Here is a 17366-nt window from a genome sequence, read left to right on the forward strand (position 1 = left end):
TGTTTCTCTTTTCGCTGACATGCAGATAGCATAGCTACGACTATCAATCAGTCCAGAGCGATGCGGGCATAAGCGTTATTGTGAATTTGGGATAATTACTTGTTGAATCAGAATCTTAAGTCTTTATTTCCTTTGTGAGGGGTTCACTGAGGATTTGGACGAGGCAAAGGTAATAAATTATTTTATATAAATAAATAAATTTGCGTTTTTTGTTTGTAAAACCTCTTTTTTGACGAAATAAAGCATTTTTTAGACCATTTTCTTAATTTTAATGAGGTGTGTATGACAGAATATAATCGCTCTAATTAGTTGAAGGTGACTATAATAATCCGCTTTGTAGCATCGTCTATTCTAAATCGATTATCCGTTCGCTCTCCGATGAGCCATGCTATTTTTTCATCACTGCAAAGCACCCATTGTTGCTCTTTTACAGCGATAGACAATTTTCTGTCAGTCAGGTAGTTACTAACTAGTTTCTTTCCCTCCATGCCGAAAGGTACAAAAGTATCGCCTTGTCTCCATTTCCTTATGCTCAAAGGTCGTTTTAATTTATCAGCGTCGAAGCATGCAATTCCTCTTTCGTGAGGTATGACAAAGTCGGGCGTATATTCTTTTTCCTCAAAGGTGAGGGTAGGGGGAGTTGCTTTATCTTGATTCGCTGTTGACTCAATCAATAATAGTTCTCTATCCTTTATTACCCGCCATTCATTACTAATAAAAAGCTTGCCTGCTTGTCCGCTTAGCGATTGAAACACATCCTCCACTTGGGCTGAGTTGAACCCCAATGGAGTTAGGATTTCATATAATAAAGTCTGAGGAGATGCCTCATTCAGTAGGCTATTTATTAAGATGCCTTCTTCAGTTAACACTCTCTTTTTTCCTTCATCAATGCCTTTGGCGTAAATCTTGGCAACTTCGTTTAGGTAATTACTTGTTCGAGCGAGGCTTTCCTTTATCGAAGGATTAATGCCTTGCATCAACGGTATCAGGTTCAAACGTATTTTGTTGCGAGTATATTCATCTTGCAGATTGGTACTGTCTGTTACATAAGCCTGTTCGATCTGCTTCAGATAAGTAATGATCTCACTGCGGTTGACACACAGCAATGGACGTACGATGTTGCCGTTTTTAGGGCGAATACCCAGTAATCCGTTGATTCCGGTACCCCTAATTAGATTTAGTAGCATGGTTTCCACGCTGTCGTCTTGATGATGGGCAACAGCGATCACGCTGCAATTGCTTTGTTCTCTCACTTCACTAAACCAATTGTATCGAAGCTCACGTGCAGCCATTTCTATAGAGATATGCTTTTCTACTGCATAAGCTTGCGTGTTGAAGTGAGTGATATGTAGTTTCACCGCTAGTGACTGGCAGAGATTCCGAACAAATGTTTCGTCTCGATTGGATTCCTCGCCACGAAGTCTGAAGTTGCAATGAGCCGCTTCGCAAGTATAACCAAGTGATAGTAGGATGCGTAGAAGTGCCACAGAATCGGCTCCACCACTCAGCGCTACCAAAACTTTCTCTTCTTGCGAGAAAAGTTTTTCTTTATTTATATACTGTGCTACTTGCTGCTGCATCATGTTGCAAAGATAACTTTTTTAGCTCTAATCATGTAGTCTGTCAGGTGAAAAACCGTTTCTTCATTTTCTAGGGCTTATTAAAAGATATTTGTCTGCGCCTATCTCTATCCTTTGAAGTAGGTAGTATACTTAATTATTCTTCCTAATTAGTTAATCATAACATCCCCATGTTCTATACTATAACATCCCCATGTTTTTGTTTTGTACATGGGGATGTTTCATACAACAACATGGGGATGTTGCGATGCATAATATCATAATATCAGCACAGAGAACTAACCTTTCAGAGAGAATGAAAACGAGAGGAAGCCATTCTTTTCTTTTGAAAAGATGATTTGGACATCCCCATAAGTAGGTATAATAACTTCTGACAGTTGCATTCTATTTAAAAACAATCTAAATAGCTTGTTTGGCGTCAAGTTATCATTTATCTTTGTAGCAACAAAAAGTTTCAAAGGAAGTAGATATGCGTTTATCCGAACTCAATACAGGAGAAAAGGGAGTTATCGTAAAGGTACTGGGACACGGTGGATTCCGCAGACGTATCGTGGAGATGGGCTTTATCAAAGGAAAAACAGTGGAGGTTATGCTCAATGCTCCGCTTAACGATCCAATAAAATACAAGATATTAGGTTATGAAGTTTCCCTTCGCAGGCAGGAAGCCGGTATGGTGCAGGTCATTAGTGAAGAAGAGGCGAAAGAATATTGCCATCATCCCAGGCACAGGCATCTTCAACATCGACATCGGATATTAGAAACATTTACTAATAAAGAGACGTGGGAGCATCGGGCTAGAATTGTTGCATTGCTCAGTGAGGAAGATGCTGAAGAAATGAATTCCCGACGTGGACGTTTTCGTGGGGGAAGGATGAGAGAACTCATTGCTCATGATTCTTCAGAATGCTTAGATGCTGATTCAGACAAAAGCTATTGCCGAAAAGAAGAGAAACTGAAGAAGATCGCTCTTGGTAAGCGAAGAACCATCAATGTGGCGCTGGTAGGCAATCCTAATTGCGGAAAGACTTCATTGTTCAATCTTGCTTCCGGGGCTCACGAACATGTGGGTAACTATAGTGGAGTAACGGTCGATGCTAAAGAAGGATACTTTGACTTTGAAGGATATCATTTTAAAATTGTTGATCTGCCGGGGACTTACTCTCTTTCAGCTTATACCCCCGAAGAACTATATGTGAGGCGCCATATCGTAGATGAGACGCCCGATGTTATTATTAATGTGGTAGATTCATCCAACTTGGAACGTAATCTTTACCTCACCACTCAACTGATCGATATGAATGTGCGTATGGTTATTGCGCTCAACATGTACGATGAACTTGAAGCGAGTGGAAATACACTCAACCATCATTTACTCAGCAAGCTGTTTGGCGTACCAATGGTGCCTACTGTGTGCAAAAAGCAGAAAGGTATTGATCGACTGTTTCATATCATTATTAATATATATGAGGGAGCTGATTTTCTGGACAAAAAGGGGTACATCGATCCTGAAATTGCGAAAGAATTGCAAGACTGGCACCGGACGCATGTGGATGAGCAACATCACGAAGAACATCTGGAAGATTTTGCTCGTCAACAAAAGCCGGCCCAAAGTGTTTTCAGACATATACACATCAATCATGGACCCGATTTGGAGAAAGCCATCGATTATGTAAAAGAAGAAATCTCAACGAATGAATCCATTCGCCATAAATATTCCACTCGTTTCCTTTCTATCAAATTATTGGAGAACGATCCTGAAATAGAAGAACTGGTTCGGGCATTACCCAATGGAGAAGAGATTATTCGCAAGCGCGATAAAGCAACCCGACGTATATCCGAAGTGATGAACGAAGATTGCGAGGCAGCTATCACCGATGCTAAATATGGCTTTATCAGTGGAGCGTTGAAAGAAACCTTTATTGATAATCATCAAGAACAACAGCAAGTGACGAAAGCACTTGATTCCATCGTGACGCATCGCTTCTGGGGCTTTCCTCTCTTCTTCCTTTTTATGTATCTAATGTTCGAAGGGACATTCGTTCTTGGAGATTATCCGATGCAAGGCATTGAATGGCTTGTAGAGTCTTTGGGCAATCTGATACGAAACAATATGGGCGCAGGTCCTTTCAAAGATATGCTTGTGGATGGCGTTATTGGTGGGGTAGGCGGCGTTATCGTTTTCTTGCCTAACATACTTATCTTGTACTTTTTCATTTCTCTTATGGAAGATTCGGGTTACATGGCCCGAGCAGCCTTTATTATGGATAAGATAATGCACAAGATGGGGTTACACGGAAAATCGTTCATACCTCTTATTATGGGTTTCGGTTGCAACGTTCCCGCCATTATGGCCTCCCGCACCATCGAGAATCATAAAAGTAGGTTGATCACCATGCTGGTCAATCCGTTGATGTCGTGCAGTGCCCGCTTACCCATCTATCTGCTACTTGTTGGTGCTTTCTTTCCTCATAATGCAGGGTTGGTACTCTTCACCATTTATGGCGTGGGCATTTTTCTGGCAGTCATCCTAGCCCGCCTGTTCAGCAGGTTTTTGGTAAAAGGCAACGATACCCCCTTTGTGATGGAATTGCCACCCTACCGCATGCCTACCATGAAATCCATCTTTCGCCATACTTGGGAGAAAGGTGCTCAATACCTTAAAAAGATGGGAGGTGTCATCATGATTGCCTCTATCTTTATCTGGTTTTTAGGCTATTATCCTGATCATGACGCCTATAATACAGTGGCCGAGCAGCAAGAAAACTCCTACATCGGTCAGATAGGAAAAGTAGTAGAACCCGCATTAGCTCCATTAGGATTCGATTGGAAATTGAGCATTGGAATTTTCTCCGGCATGGGAGCAAAAGAACTGGTTGTTAGTACGCTTGGCGTGCTCTATACGAATGATGCCAATGTAGATAATGTTAGTTTGGCTCAACGCATTCCCATCACCCCATTGGTAGCATTCTGCTATATGCTCTTTGTACTTCTTTATTTCCCTTGCATAGCCACACTTGTAGCTATTAAGCAAGAATCGGGAAGTTGGAAATGGGCTGCATTTGCCGCTCTATATACCACTTCATTAGCATGGGTGGTATCATTTACTGTTTATCAAATAGGAAGTTTACTGTTATGAATTGGCAAGATTGGGTCGTTATCATATTAGTGGTTCTTTGTTTTGGAGAGATTTCTCGTCGCATTTATCTTTTTTTTCGTCGTTCTCAGAGCAATGACAACCCCTGTGCAAATTGCACAAGTGGCTGTGACTTAAAAGATTTGGCGGAAAAGAATAAGAAAAGTGGCAAGGGAAACGCCACCAAACCTAAGAAAAATTGCTGCGGATAGTTTGGTAGTTTCGAAAAATGTACTACCTTTGCAACCGCATTCGAGAAATGGTTCCTTGACCGAGTGGCTAGGTAGCGGTCTGCAAAACCGTGTACGGCGGTTCGAATCCGCCAGGAACCTCAAAAGACAGTAAAAGCTTCGTTCAGAAATGGACGGAGCTTTTGTTATTTATTGATACTCAATTACTTACACACTTTGACTATTCCGATAAATTCTGTGCAATGTATACCGATGTGTATCCCTTGTATTCAAAATAGTTTGTATCTTTTAATGAAGATAACTTCATCTTTCTCATTTTTTAATTAGATTTGTACGGTGTAAGGATGTTGGAAGAAGATAGACAAGCCATCGACATGATAAACGCAGTCGGAGATGCCGAAAACTGTAACAGAGTAAATCTTGTTTGAAATTTAATCTACTAAAGGAAAGCTACTCCAGCATTGTAGCTTTAGTTGAGGCTAATAGAATATTATATATGAATAATTTTGCTGCAATAGACTTTGAGACTGCAAATGCTAAAAGAAGTAGCATTTGCAGTCTTGGACTTGTTATAGTAGAAAATAACATGATTGTAGATCGTATCTATAGTTTAATAAAGCCAACGCCCAATTATTACAACTATTGGACTACTAATATTCATGGCATAACTTATTACGATACAATAAAAGCTCCTATGTTTTTCGATGTATGGCATGATGTATTGGCAAAAACCAAAGATCTACCTTTTGTAGCGCACAACAGTCCTTTTGATTCAGGTTGCTTAAAAGCAATATATGAATCATTTAATATTGATTATCCTAACTTTGAATTTTATTGCACATTACGTGCATCCAGACAAAAGTTGCCTAATCTTGAAAACCACCAGCTACACACTGTGGCTGAGTATTTTGGTTATAATTTAGACAATCATCACCATGCATTAGCGGATGCCGAAGCGTGCGCAGTTATCGCAACCCATTTATTGTAGATTATGGTAAAAGAAGAACCAACTATTTTGCAAATTTAAATCTATTATCTAGCAATGAAAATACTATTTATTTCTGATACTCACGGTCAACATCGAAAATTAAGAAATCTACCTGAAGCAGATATGTTGATTCATGGCGGAGATGTGTCGAAAAGAGGTGAAGATCACGAAATAGAAGATTTTATCAGGTGGTTTTCGCAACTAGACTTCCAGTATAAAATATTCATAGCTGGCAACCATGACTTTTATTTTGAAGATGAAACAGTAAATAGGATACAGAAGATGCTACCTCAAAACACTTATTACCTTTGTGATACAGGGGTGATAATAGAAGGGCTTAACTTTTGGGGATCTCCTATTAGTCCTACATTCTTTAATTGGGCCTTTAATCGAGATAGAGGTAAAGAAATTGCTAAGTATTGGAATAAGATTCCTGAGAATACCGACATTCTTATTACGCATGGTCCACCTTTTGGTGTTCTCGATCTAACACAGTCAGGCTTACATGTAGGCTGTGAAGATTTACTCAAAAAAGTAAAGTCAATTAAGCTTCAATATCATCTATTTGGTCATATTCATGAAGCTTATGGGGTATATGAAAGTGCTCAAACTACTTTTATTAATGGAAGTATACTGGATGAAAACTATGTAATAACTAATCAGCCAATAGTTTTTAATTTGTAAGTCTTCCTTTCTTCGCAGAAGTATTTGACTATCATGGTTTAAAACCTACTAGGAATCTCAAAGAAAGCTCCGAAATAACTTATAACAAGTTGTTTCGGAGCTTTCTTATTTTAAGAGTCGTAATGACCCGCACAATTCAAGGTGGCTTTGCAGCCGTCCGTGCCTTTAAATTACATGATTATTCCATTACCTATAACAACTTTCCCCGGTTTGTATGGAAACGAGGCGAATTTTGACTGGAACGGGGATAAAGACGGATTATTGTTGTCTATGGTTATCGGGATGTTGATACACCTTGTTGTGTTTGTTCTACACGTTGCATGGTTCCATCAGAGTTGTAGTGAAGTTCATCCACGCAGACACTGCGGCGACCGATAGCTCCTTTGTGACCATCAAGGGTCAGCGTGGCGTTGTGATAGAACAAATACCATTTCCCCTTAAATTCGACGATGCCCGGATGAATAGTGAAACTGTTCTCGGCCGTGCCCGTCAGTTCGCCCTTCGGTGTCCAAGGACCTTCCATGGAGGGGGCTGTGGCGTAAGCAATGTTCTCTTTGCCTTTTCCGAACGAGGCATAAGTCAGATAATAGGTACCGTCACGTTTGGACAACCACGGACCTTCCACGTAGCGGGGCATATCGATCACCTGTATTTCGCCATCCAACTCTATCATGTTGGGTTTCAACTTGGCGAGGAAACATGTCCCGTTTCCCCAGCACAGCCATGCTTGACCGTTGTCGTCAATTAAGGCGGTGGGGTCGATATCGTTCCACCATCCACGTGGACCGTTGTCGGTCATGTCGTCCGATACCAGCGGCTTACCAAGCGGGTCTGTAAATGGTCCGGTGGGGCTGTCACTAACTGCTACGCCCACTACTCGGCTGTTGTAAGGTTCGCCTGCCAGAGCCGTGACATAGTAGTAAAATTTGCCATCTTTTTCCACTACTTGGGCGGCCCATGACTCACCCACGCCCCATTTGAAGTCCGTCGGTTTCAATACCGATCCGTGATCTGTCCATGTTTGCATATCTTTGGTGGAATAACACAACCATTCTGTGATGTTGAACTCTTTCCCTCCTCCGGCGGTGTCTTGTCCCTCATAGTATTCGTCACGTCCTACGTAGAGATAGAGCGTACCGTCGTATACCAAAGGGGCGGGGTCGGCGGTGAACTTGTCTTTAACGAGTGGGTTGCCGGTGTTTCTGAATGTCGGAAGTTTCGATTTCTGGGCGCAAATCATCAGTGTTGCGGTCAACAGTATCGTGAGGAATGCAATCTTTTTCATATTTGTTTCTATTTAATAATGACAGCGAAGATACACCATAGCACTACCATTCATTTCCACGAATAGATAATTGATTTACGCTTTTAGATAAAGCGCGCGTTTTTTCCGTCAATAAACTATTATTTGATAGTCAGGACATGAAACTAGTGGGTGATTTACCAAAATGTTTTTTAAAGCTGGTACTGAAATAACCGATAGTGGAGAATCCGCACTGACAGGCTATCTCGCCGATGCTGTATCGGTTTTCCTTAATGAGTTTCATGGCGTGTTCCATGCGTATGTCGCGTATAAAGTCTACAACTGACATGCCGGTCAGCGCTTTCATCTTCTTGAACAGCAGTGATGTGCTGACACCCATTTCTTTAGCAAAGTTGTCCTTGCCAAAATCCGCATCGTCCAAATGTCGTACAACCACTTCCAATGCTTGCTTCACAAAAGTGTCGTTCAGTATATTGACCGGTTTTTCGGTTTCGTTTTTTACATCGATTACAGAGCCGGATGCGATGAATTTCGCGCTAATAACGCGGCGGTTGCGTATGATGGAAGTGATACGTTGTGTCAGCATTTTCATATTGAACGGTTTGATCACATAATCGTCTGCTCCCAGTCCTAGAGCGCGTAATTCGGCCGTCTTCTCGGAAAGGGCAGTAAGCAGGATGACAGGGATATGTGATGTTTCAAAAGTCGACTTCACTAGGCGACACAGCTCGAAGCCGTCCATGCGAGGCATCATGATGTCGGACACAATCAGGTCGGGGATTTCCTGCTGGATATATTCCCATGCTTCAACTCCGTCGGCGGCGGTGGCTACCTGGAAGCGTTTGCCCAACGGACGGATCATGAAATGACGCAAGTCGTCATTGTCTTCCACAATCAGAATACGCATATCCCTGGTTGCGTCGTTGCCGGATGAATCGTCCTGTGACGGGTCATTTATAGGTTTTGCGGTATCTTTCCGTATCTCGCTTTTGCGGAGGGGTACGACGATTTCGAATGTTGAGCCTCTCTCTTCTTCACTTTCCACGCCGATTTTACCACCGTGCAGTTCTACCAGTGTTTTTGCCATGGATAGTCCGATACCGGAGCCTGCAATTTTCGCGTTGACGGCATTTTCGCTACGGTAGAACTCGTGGAACAGATTGCCTTGCGCCTTAGGGCTGATGCCAATGCCGTAATCTGTAACACTTAGTCGCCACTCGTTTTCATTTCCCTCAAAACGTACTTCTACGGTAGAGTGTTCGTGCGAATACTTGACAGCATTGGAGAGCAGATTGTCTATCACCCGTTCCATCATATCGATATCCATAGCCGTGAGGCAGGTGTCCATATTATAATGATAATTGATCTGTATGTGTTTTGTTGCCGCTATCGACTCGAACATGCTAACGCGACAGCCCGCAAGAGCCACGGCATCAGTCATGACCGGATGAAACGGTTCTTTGCCCATATCCACTTTCTGGAAGTCGAGCAGTTGAGTGGCTACTGATGTTAGTCGTCGAGTCTGCTCTGCCGCCAGATGGAGATACTCTCTGTCGTGTTTGGAGAGGCTGTTAACCTGGTTTAATTCTTCAATGGGTGCCTTGATGAGCGTGAGCGCCGTACGCAAATCGTGTGCGATATTGGTAAAGAAGCGCAGCTTGTCTTCGGCATGCCGCTGGTTGAGGCGGTTGATATAGAACTGGAACAGGAAGTAAGCTAAGCAGCCGACGAACAGGACGCAAGCCAGCCTGAACCACCATGTATCCCAAAAGGACGGAGTGATGTGGATGGTCAGCGAGCGTTCGGCAATGAGTTCGTGATTGTATAGCCGGATAACTAGCCGGTAGGTGCCCGGATTAAGGTTAGTATAATTAATGAACCTCTGGTCGGTCAGAGTGTTCCAGTCATCGTCGACTCCCTCCATCTTCCAAGAGAAGCGTGCCGTGCGCGAATCGTCTCCCAGGGGCAAGATGTTGAGCGTCACATTGTTCTGCTGATGGTGAAGCGTGATGTCGCTGACGCTGTCCAACGGAATTTCGGGCAAGAGGTCGGGATACTGGCGAATGGAGCGCCCCGACAGGAGTATATCCTGTATATAAATGTGGCTTGTCGATTTATGTCGGTATAGGTACTTTGGGTCTTGCATAATTACGCCGTCGGACGTCCCCCACGCGAACATACCGTTGTGCAGGCGGAAGCAGGCGTCCGAACTATAAGAAACGGTGGATATGTTCATCGGAGAAGGGTAGGTAGTAATTGTCTTGTCAATGGTGTTGAAGCGACAAAGCCCACTCTCCGTTCCTAACCAGAGATATCCGTCGGCATAGAGGAGGCTGTTCACATAGTTGGATATGAGACCGTGGCGCGTATCGTATTTCTTTATGGTATGTGTGCGGATGTTGTAGCTGAAGAGGCCTCCACCGCTGCTGCCCGCCCATATCTTGTCCTGCACCACGGCAATGTCCTGTATCATGTTGTCGGTCAGTAGCGTGGTCAGCTGCTTTGTTACTTTGTCGAGCGTGAGCAATCCGTACTTGCAGGCCAGTACTATCATGCGGTCGCCCCATTCGGCCATGGCATATACCGATTCCTTCGGGTAGATTTCGAACTTCTGGGTACGGTGGTTATACTTCATGATTTCTCCGCTTATCCCCGCAAGCCACATGTCGCCCTCACTGTCTTTCAGAATGTCGAAAACGAAGCCTGCCTTGGCAAGGATGCCCGTCGGTCGCGTGTGGTGGGCGATGATTCGTAAGCGTTTGCTGTCGATGACATATACGCCGTGCGCATAAGTACCCGCCCAGATGTTTCCGTCAGCATCTTCGCAGAGTGACAGGACGATGTAGGTTTCCTCATCCCTTTCCTCGAAATAATTGACCCACTTGTCGGTGCGTGGATTCCAACAACTCAGGCCACTGTTGGTTCCTGCCCAAAGTTGCCCATGGCTGTCTTCAATCAGGGCGTGGATGTGGTTGTTGAGTAGGGAATTGGGGTTGTTGACGCTGTGGCGCAGCTGAACTACCGTGGGTGATGAGAGGTCTGCCACCGACGTGCCGCCGGTGACGGAGCATACCCAGATTCGTCCGGGGGGCTCATAATAAATGTCGTAAACGCCATTTCCGCATATAGAGAACTGATTGTCCACATCCTCTTGGTATGTTGAAATTTTTCGGCTTCCGTCATGCGAGAGTACCCACACGCCGCGCCCGTCGATGCCGCACCAAAGGGTGGAATCTCGCACTAGCTCGATGTCCTTGATGCATTGCTGCGGGAAGTCCGGCACAGTGGCTGCATGAAGCTCCCGTGTGGTGCAGTCAAGGTAGTAAAGCCCGCTGGAAGATGTGCCTATCCACAGTCGGTTCATTATCCTGTCTAGTAGGAGTGATGACGGTTGTATGTCCATTTTTCCACTCCAGCACTCCACATGATGCTGTTTTGTATCAACTAAAAAAATTCCTCCGGGACCGGCGGCAATCAGGTGGTGAGCGTCGTAGCGGGTCGTATGGTAGGCACCACCAGCGGTTTGAGCTATGAGGGTGCAACGATTATCTTTATAATAATACAGTCCCAGAGAGGAGGCTATCCATAAGCCTCCGTCGGGATCCACCTCCAAGTCGAAGAGCCAAAGGTTGGCGGTGTTCATCTGCCGGGAGAAGTTGAAGAAGCGTTCGAAGCTGTCCTGTCGGGGATTGTACCAGAATATCTCGCCCTGGTTGGTGAAAGCCAGCAAACGCTTTTCCTGCCAGGTCACTTCGACGGAGACCACGGCCATCGATTCGTAAGGCAGCTGATACACTCGGCAGTCACTGTCTGTCAACCTCATGATGCCCGTCTTGGAGGCAATCCAGATGAACCCGTCAGCATCCTTGCATATTGAGGTCGTCTCGCGGTTGGCGATTCCATAGGTATCATTGATGTTATAGAAGTTTAAGTAGCCGACGCAATAGCCCGCGCACGGCAGAAGCAGAAAGGCGAAGAAGAGAAAAAATGACTTCATATACGGTGTTTTTTCAATGAATAGATTTAGAAAGCTTCCAAAAATAATAATAAAAAATCGACTTTACTGCCAATTCGGGATGCTATTTTTTTCGTCGGGTCTGATTGTTAGCATCGTTTTTCCTTAGATGTTTTCTTTTACCAACTCCCGACGAACTACGCTCATCAGAGTTTTCTAATTTTAGACATTTTTTTTCTACTATTAGATATGGAGAGAAATATATCTAATAGTAGAAAAAAAATATTCATTTTTAAACTCTACCATTCTCCTTTGCCGTTACATTTACTACCAGTGAAATTGTTAACTTTTAAATTAATCACAAGAATGAAAAAAGTAATTTGTATCCTGACGATGCTCTTCGTGTGCATTTGGGTGTCGGTCCAACAGTGTATCATCTCTGGTGCGGTAACAGATACAAATATGGTGTGCTCACTAACCTCCACGGGAAGTTCACACTGACGGTTGATCGAAATCTACTATTCAAGTATCTTATTTAGAGAGAAAATGCGATTATTAATTCTTAAACTAATTGTATGAAAAATGTAATTGAGAAATTTCAAAAGATTCCTTGCTTATTTATGCTTATGCTTTTTACATGTATCTCAGCATCGGCACAATTTCAAGTCAAAGGTACAATCGTCTCAGCTAAAGATTCTGAGCCGATGATTGGTGTGGCTATTCTAGAGAATGGAACAAACAATGGTACTATCACCGATCTCACTGGTAATTATTCGATTCAAGTACGGAACAGTAATTCAACTATTACTCTGTCTTTTGTGGGTTTCAAGCCTCAGACTATTCAAATCAATGGTCGTAACGTTATCAACATCCAGATGGAAGAAGATTCAAAACTTCTCGACGAAGTGGTGGTAGTAGGTTATGGCGTTCAGAAGAAGAGTGACCTTACAGGTGCTATTGCCTCGGTCAATGGAGACGACATCAAGAACCTTTCAACAGTAGATGCCGGTGCTGCCCTTCAGGGTAAGGCTGCCGGTATTCAGGTCTTGAACACATCTGGTGCTCCCGGTTCAGGTGCTTCAATTCGTATTCGTGGTTATTCATCAAATTCAGACAAACTTGGTCCTCTATTAATTGTCGATGGTCTAAAAGTGGACAATATCCAGTATCTTGACCCTTCAATGATTGAGTCTATGGAGGTTCTTAAGGATGCGGCTTCGGCTGCAATTTATGGCGCTCAGGCCGGTAATGGTGTTGTTCTCATTACAACAAAGACCGGTAATAGTTCGAATGGCCGTCCGAAAATAACGTATTCTTTCAAGGCGATCAACCAGAAACTTGGCAAGACACCTGAGCTTTTTGGTGCAAAAGACTGGATCAAATATAAGGAATTGTCCGGTTACGACATGAAGACTCTTTGCGAGAGCAATGGCGTTGATTACGACAACCCTAAAGAGACAGACTGGGTAAAGGAGGTATTTGGCGATAGCTGGGCAACTCAGCATTCTGTTACATTCCAGGATGGTAATGACAAAGGCCATTTCTTCACTTCTGTAAACTACATTGACAACGATGGTATCGTGCGTGGCAAGAAAGATACTTATACCCGTCTTACCGGTCAACTCAACGCAGACTATCAACTTTATAAATGGATTAAGGTTGGTACGAACACCTCTATCGAGAAGTGGGCTACTCGCAACATCACCCATCAGAGCGCTTATGGTTCTATGATGGCACCTACTCTTTTGCTTGACCCTCTGACTCCTGTATATTGGGATAGCGTTGATGACTTCACTACAGACATGAAGGAACAATATGCAAAGAATCCTGAAACCATCCTCGTCGCTCCAAATGGTAAGTACTATGCTACTTCAAAGTTCCAGATGGATGACAATGGTAATCCTATCCTCCAACGTGACCGCCGCAATGCAAAGAGTTCCGGTTTCACAATTCGTGGAACAGCTTTCGCAGACTTAACTCCTATCGATGGTCTTGTGATGACATCCCGTTTTTCTTACCGTATTGCACAGACCAATGAGCATGATTATTCAGAGCCTTACTACATGAATGGTCAGGCTAAAGCTACTGATTATTCTATTTCAGCTTCAGCCAAAAATAATCACTATTATCAGTGGGAAAACTTTGTAAACTTCAATAAGACATTATTCGAAAAGCACAATGTCGGTGCCATGATCGGTATGTCATATACTGAATATCGCTCGGACGATGTCTCTGCTTCGGCTACCGGTACAGGAGGCAACAAGATTCTTTCCGGTGACGCTGATAACTTTAAGTATCTCGACTATGTAAACTCAGCTGAGACTACTACAAAGAGTATCGGTAACCTTCCGGGAGTTTCTACAAGCCTCTCTTACTTCGGTCGTTTCCTCTATACTTATGACAATCGTTATAGTTTGCAGTTTAACTATCGTGCGGACGCATTTGATACTTCCAAACTTCCTTCTGACAAACGTTGGGGTAAGTTTCCTTCAGTTGCTGTAGGTTGGAATATCGGCAATGAGAAGTTTATTGTGGACAACATCAGCAGCGATCTTCTCTCATTCTTGAAATTCCGTGCCTCTTGGGGACGTAACGGTAACGTCAATGTGCTCAGTAATTACCCATATATTTCGCCAATCAGTTACAATGCTTCTTGGTATCAGTATGGCGATAACTCTGCTCAGCACTATGGTTCTTATCCTTCCGGACTTGCTAATCCAAACCTCAAGTGGGAGACATCCGAACAGTTGGATTTCGGTCTTGACATGCGTTTCTTGAACGACCGCTTGACACTTAGTCTTGACTATTATAATAAGGACACGAAGGACCTTCTCATATCCACCAATCCGGTTCCTGAGGTTTATGTAAATTCGACTATAGTCAATGCGGGTAAAATCAACAACAAGGGATTTGAGCTTGAAGCCTCTTGGAAGGATCATATTGGCGACTTGAAGTATAGTATCTCCGGAAACTTCTCTACCTTGAAGAACAAGGTTACTTATCTGTATGACGACATCACTCGTATCACTACCAATTCAGGTGGCGTAGATGGCACTAATAATATGGTCTGTAGCGCATTTGAAGAAGGCCACTCTATATGGTATTTCCGCGCATACGACTATGCAGGTGTAAACAAGGAAACTGGTGTAGCTCAGTTCCGCAATCATGAGGGTGAAATCGTTTCCTCTTCAGAGTTGAGCGACCAGGATATGACTGATATAGGTAGCGCTATTCCAAAGTTTACCTACGGTCTGACTATTAACTTGGAATATAAAGGTTTGGACTTGTCAATATTTGGTACAGGTGTAGAAGGCAACAAGATTTTCAATATCCTTTATCGTGCAGATACTCCAATGCGTAACTCACTGAAGTATTACATGGACCATGCTTGGAGCGAAACCAACAGAAATGCTTCTATGCCAGCTGTTGCTGACGTAGCTCACGATCGTTACTTTTGGAGTTCAAGTGCTTCGATGTTTAATGGTTCTTATTTCAAGATTAAGCAGATCCAGTTAGGCTATACATTGCCCAAAATACTCACTAAGAAAGCCGCTATTAAGGAACTTCGCTTCTTCGTTTCTTTGGATGACTTCTTTACTTTCTCTAACTATCCCGGCATGGATCCGGAGACTGCAACGACTTCCAAAAATGGTGGTGGAGGATTTGATATTGGTACATACCCAACGATGAAGAAGTGTACATTCGGTGCAAGCTTTGCATTCTAATAGAGAGAGTAATCCTTGAAAAATTAAAAAAAGTAACTCATTATGAAAAAAATAATATATTCCCTTTTAGCTGTTGCATTCCTCTTCAGTGCTTGCGAGGATCGTCTCGACATTGAACAGAAAGGTGTCATCTCGTTTGATAGCTTTTATAAGAGTGATGATGATGCACAGAATGCACTCAACAATCTCTATCAGTCATTTTGTTTGAATATAGCTGGTAATGAAGGTGTTTATGTAGCACTCCCTTTGCTTTTCGACGAGGCTGGCGATGATATGTTGGCAGCAGGTAACATGTATGGTGACAACGACTTTGGTGCACAGATTAACGAATTCCGTTATGACTCACAAAATGAGGCAATCAAGAATACATACTGGGGGCTCTATGGTGTGATTTACGATTGCAACCTTATCTTGGATAATATGGAACCCGCTACACCTGTTAAGAAACGGGTTTGTGCCGAAGCTCGTGCACTGCGTGCTTGGTCACATCTTATGCTTGCTATTGGTTGGAACTGTCCACCATTGGTTGATCATATTCTTAACCCAAGTGATAAACCGGCTAACAATGCGGTCGAAGGTGGACACGACGGACTGTTGGAATGGTGTGCCAAAGAAGCAGAGGCTGTAGTTGCCGACCTTGATGAACGTGAAAATCCATCAGATAAGGTTGGTGCCTCAAAGGTAACGAAAGGTTTCGCTCTTACTGTAGCCGGTAAGGCTCGCCTGTTCAAAGGCGACTATGCCGGAGCGAAGGCTGACTTGAAGCAGGTTATTGCTTCACAAAAATATGAGCTCGTTCCTGCTGAACGTTGGCCAAATTTGTTCCATGAATCAGGAGACCTTTGTGAGGAGATGATTTTCCAAGCCAACGTACTTGAGAATGCAGCTGTCGGTGACTGGAGTAACAAAATCCAGCGTACGTCCTGGATGTGGATTCAGTTCTGGAACTGGCGTACTGACAAGTTGGCTACCAAGCCTTCATTTATCGGTCCTGATGGTTGGGGTGGTCACTCTATCCGTGCTGACTTTGCAGAACGCATGTTGGCAAACGATGGTAATTCACCACGTCGTAAAGCAACATTCCTCACTGGTGACGAATTTCTCTATGAAATGGAATGGAACGGCACCAAGGGTGAGAACTTGACTCGCGAAGAGCTTGAGAAATCCCCTAAGATTGGTATCAAAGATCCATCAGGTCTCTATGGCTTTGCAGGTTACTTCGCTAACAAGTTCGTTGCGTGGCCTGAAGATAACGAGAAGGGTTGGTATGGATTCAAGAATCTCACTATCTTCCGTTATGCTGAAGTTCTCTTGATGTATGCCGAGGCTTGTGCACAGACTGACGATTCAGATGGTCTTGGTTTGAAATGTCTTCAGGATATCCAGAAACGTGCAGGTTCTGCTCATATATCAACCGGACTTACACTGCAGGAAGTAAAGAACGAGAAGAGTTATGAAATGTGGCTTGAGGCAGTTCGCTTTCCCGATATGGTACGTTGGGGTGATACGGATGGCGTCGTAAACAATGGTAAGGATATTCCATCTACCATGGATGCTTTCTTCACAAAGAATGAGTCAATTCATCGTCTTTATGTAGAGAAGGCAAATCCCAACAAAGGTAAGACAGGTTTTGTGAAGGGTAAACATGAGTATTTTGCATACCCATTTGCCGCAACTTCAATCAATCCTAACCTAAAACAGAACCCGAGTGGTGAATAAACATAAGTTTCAAGAAATTGCATTGTGACCAGTCGAATGCAGGCAACGTAATGCAGGATGTCCGCGCTGCAAACATATCCGTGGCGCGGACATTTCCAGATAATATCCATTAAACAAATAATAGAAT

General features: G+C 43.4%; 9 protein-coding genes and 1 tRNA gene. 7 read left to right on the plus strand and 3 right to left on the minus strand.

Features of this window, described 5'->3' with window-relative positions:
* Nucleotides 1-305: 305 nt before the first annotated feature.
* Nucleotides 306-1583 carry a tRNA lysidine(34) synthetase TilS gene (tilS, locus tag BQ5338_RS00750; RefSeq protein ID WP_071144925.1) on the minus strand — a complete coding sequence of 426 codons (1278 nt, stop codon included), beginning with the start codon at nt 1581-1583 and terminating at the stop codon, nt 306-308.
* Between the two features lie 466 nt (nt 1584-2049).
* Between tilS and feoB the strand changes: the two genes are divergently transcribed.
* The 5 genes from feoB to BQ5338_RS00775 all read left to right on the plus strand — a co-directional run bounded on the left by feoB (nt 2050) and on the right by BQ5338_RS00775 (nt 6576).
* Complete coding sequence (gene feoB / locus BQ5338_RS00755; RefSeq protein WP_078063342.1) at nt 2050-4716, plus strand: ferrous iron transport protein B; 2667 nt, start codon at nt 2050-2052, stop codon at nt 4714-4716.
* Complete coding sequence (locus BQ5338_RS00760; RefSeq protein WP_071144926.1) at nt 4713-4925, plus strand: hypothetical protein; 213 nt, start codon at nt 4713-4715, stop codon at nt 4923-4925. Before feoB ends, BQ5338_RS00760 begins: the two co-directional genes overlap by 4 nt.
* A 49-nt stretch (nt 4926-4974) precedes the next feature.
* Nucleotides 4975-5045 (plus strand) — tRNA-Cys (locus tag BQ5338_RS00765).
* Between the two features lie 355 nt (nt 5046-5400).
* Entirely contained in the window at nt 5401-5892 is a 492-nt protein-coding gene (locus BQ5338_RS00770; protein ID WP_071144927.1) for a 3'-5' exonuclease, read from the plus strand.
* A gap of 54 nt (nt 5893-5946) precedes the next feature.
* Nucleotides 5947-6576: a metallophosphatase domain-containing protein gene (locus BQ5338_RS00775; protein ID WP_071144928.1), complete on the plus strand. Its 630-nt coding sequence runs from the start codon at nt 5947-5949 to the stop codon at nt 6574-6576.
* Between the two features lie 274 nt (nt 6577-6850).
* On the opposite strand, the gene BQ5338_RS00780 is transcribed toward BQ5338_RS00775, so the two are convergent.
* Nucleotides 6851-7816 (minus strand): glycoside hydrolase family 43 protein, encoded by a 966-nt coding sequence (locus tag BQ5338_RS00780; protein ID WP_071144962.1) that lies wholly within the window; start codon nt 7814-7816, stop codon nt 6851-6853.
* 175 nt (nt 7817-7991) lie between these two features.
* The gene (locus BQ5338_RS00785; RefSeq protein WP_071144929.1) at nt 7992-11837 is read right to left on the minus strand and encodes a hybrid sensor histidine kinase/response regulator transcription factor; all 3846 of its coding nucleotides are present in this window, start codon (nt 11835-11837) and stop codon (nt 7992-7994) included.
* Nucleotides 11838-12370: 533 nt separating this feature from the next.
* Here BQ5338_RS00785 and BQ5338_RS00790 point away from each other — a divergent pair.
* Nucleotides 12371-15520 carry a SusC/RagA family TonB-linked outer membrane protein gene (locus BQ5338_RS00790; protein WP_071144930.1) on the plus strand — a complete coding sequence of 1050 codons (3150 nt, stop codon included), beginning with the start codon at nt 12371-12373 and terminating at the stop codon, nt 15518-15520.
* Nucleotides 15521-15562: 42 nt separating this feature from the next.
* On the plus strand, nt 15563-17239 hold the full coding sequence (locus BQ5338_RS00795) for a RagB/SusD family nutrient uptake outer membrane protein (protein ID WP_071144931.1): 1677 nt from the start codon (nt 15563-15565) through the stop codon (nt 17237-17239).
* Nucleotides 17240-17366 lie beyond the last annotated feature (127 nt).

This window comes from Bacteroides ihuae (assembly GCF_900104585.1).
Taxonomy (GTDB): Bacteria; Bacteroidota; Bacteroidia; order Bacteroidales; family Bacteroidaceae; genus Bacteroides; species Bacteroides ihuae.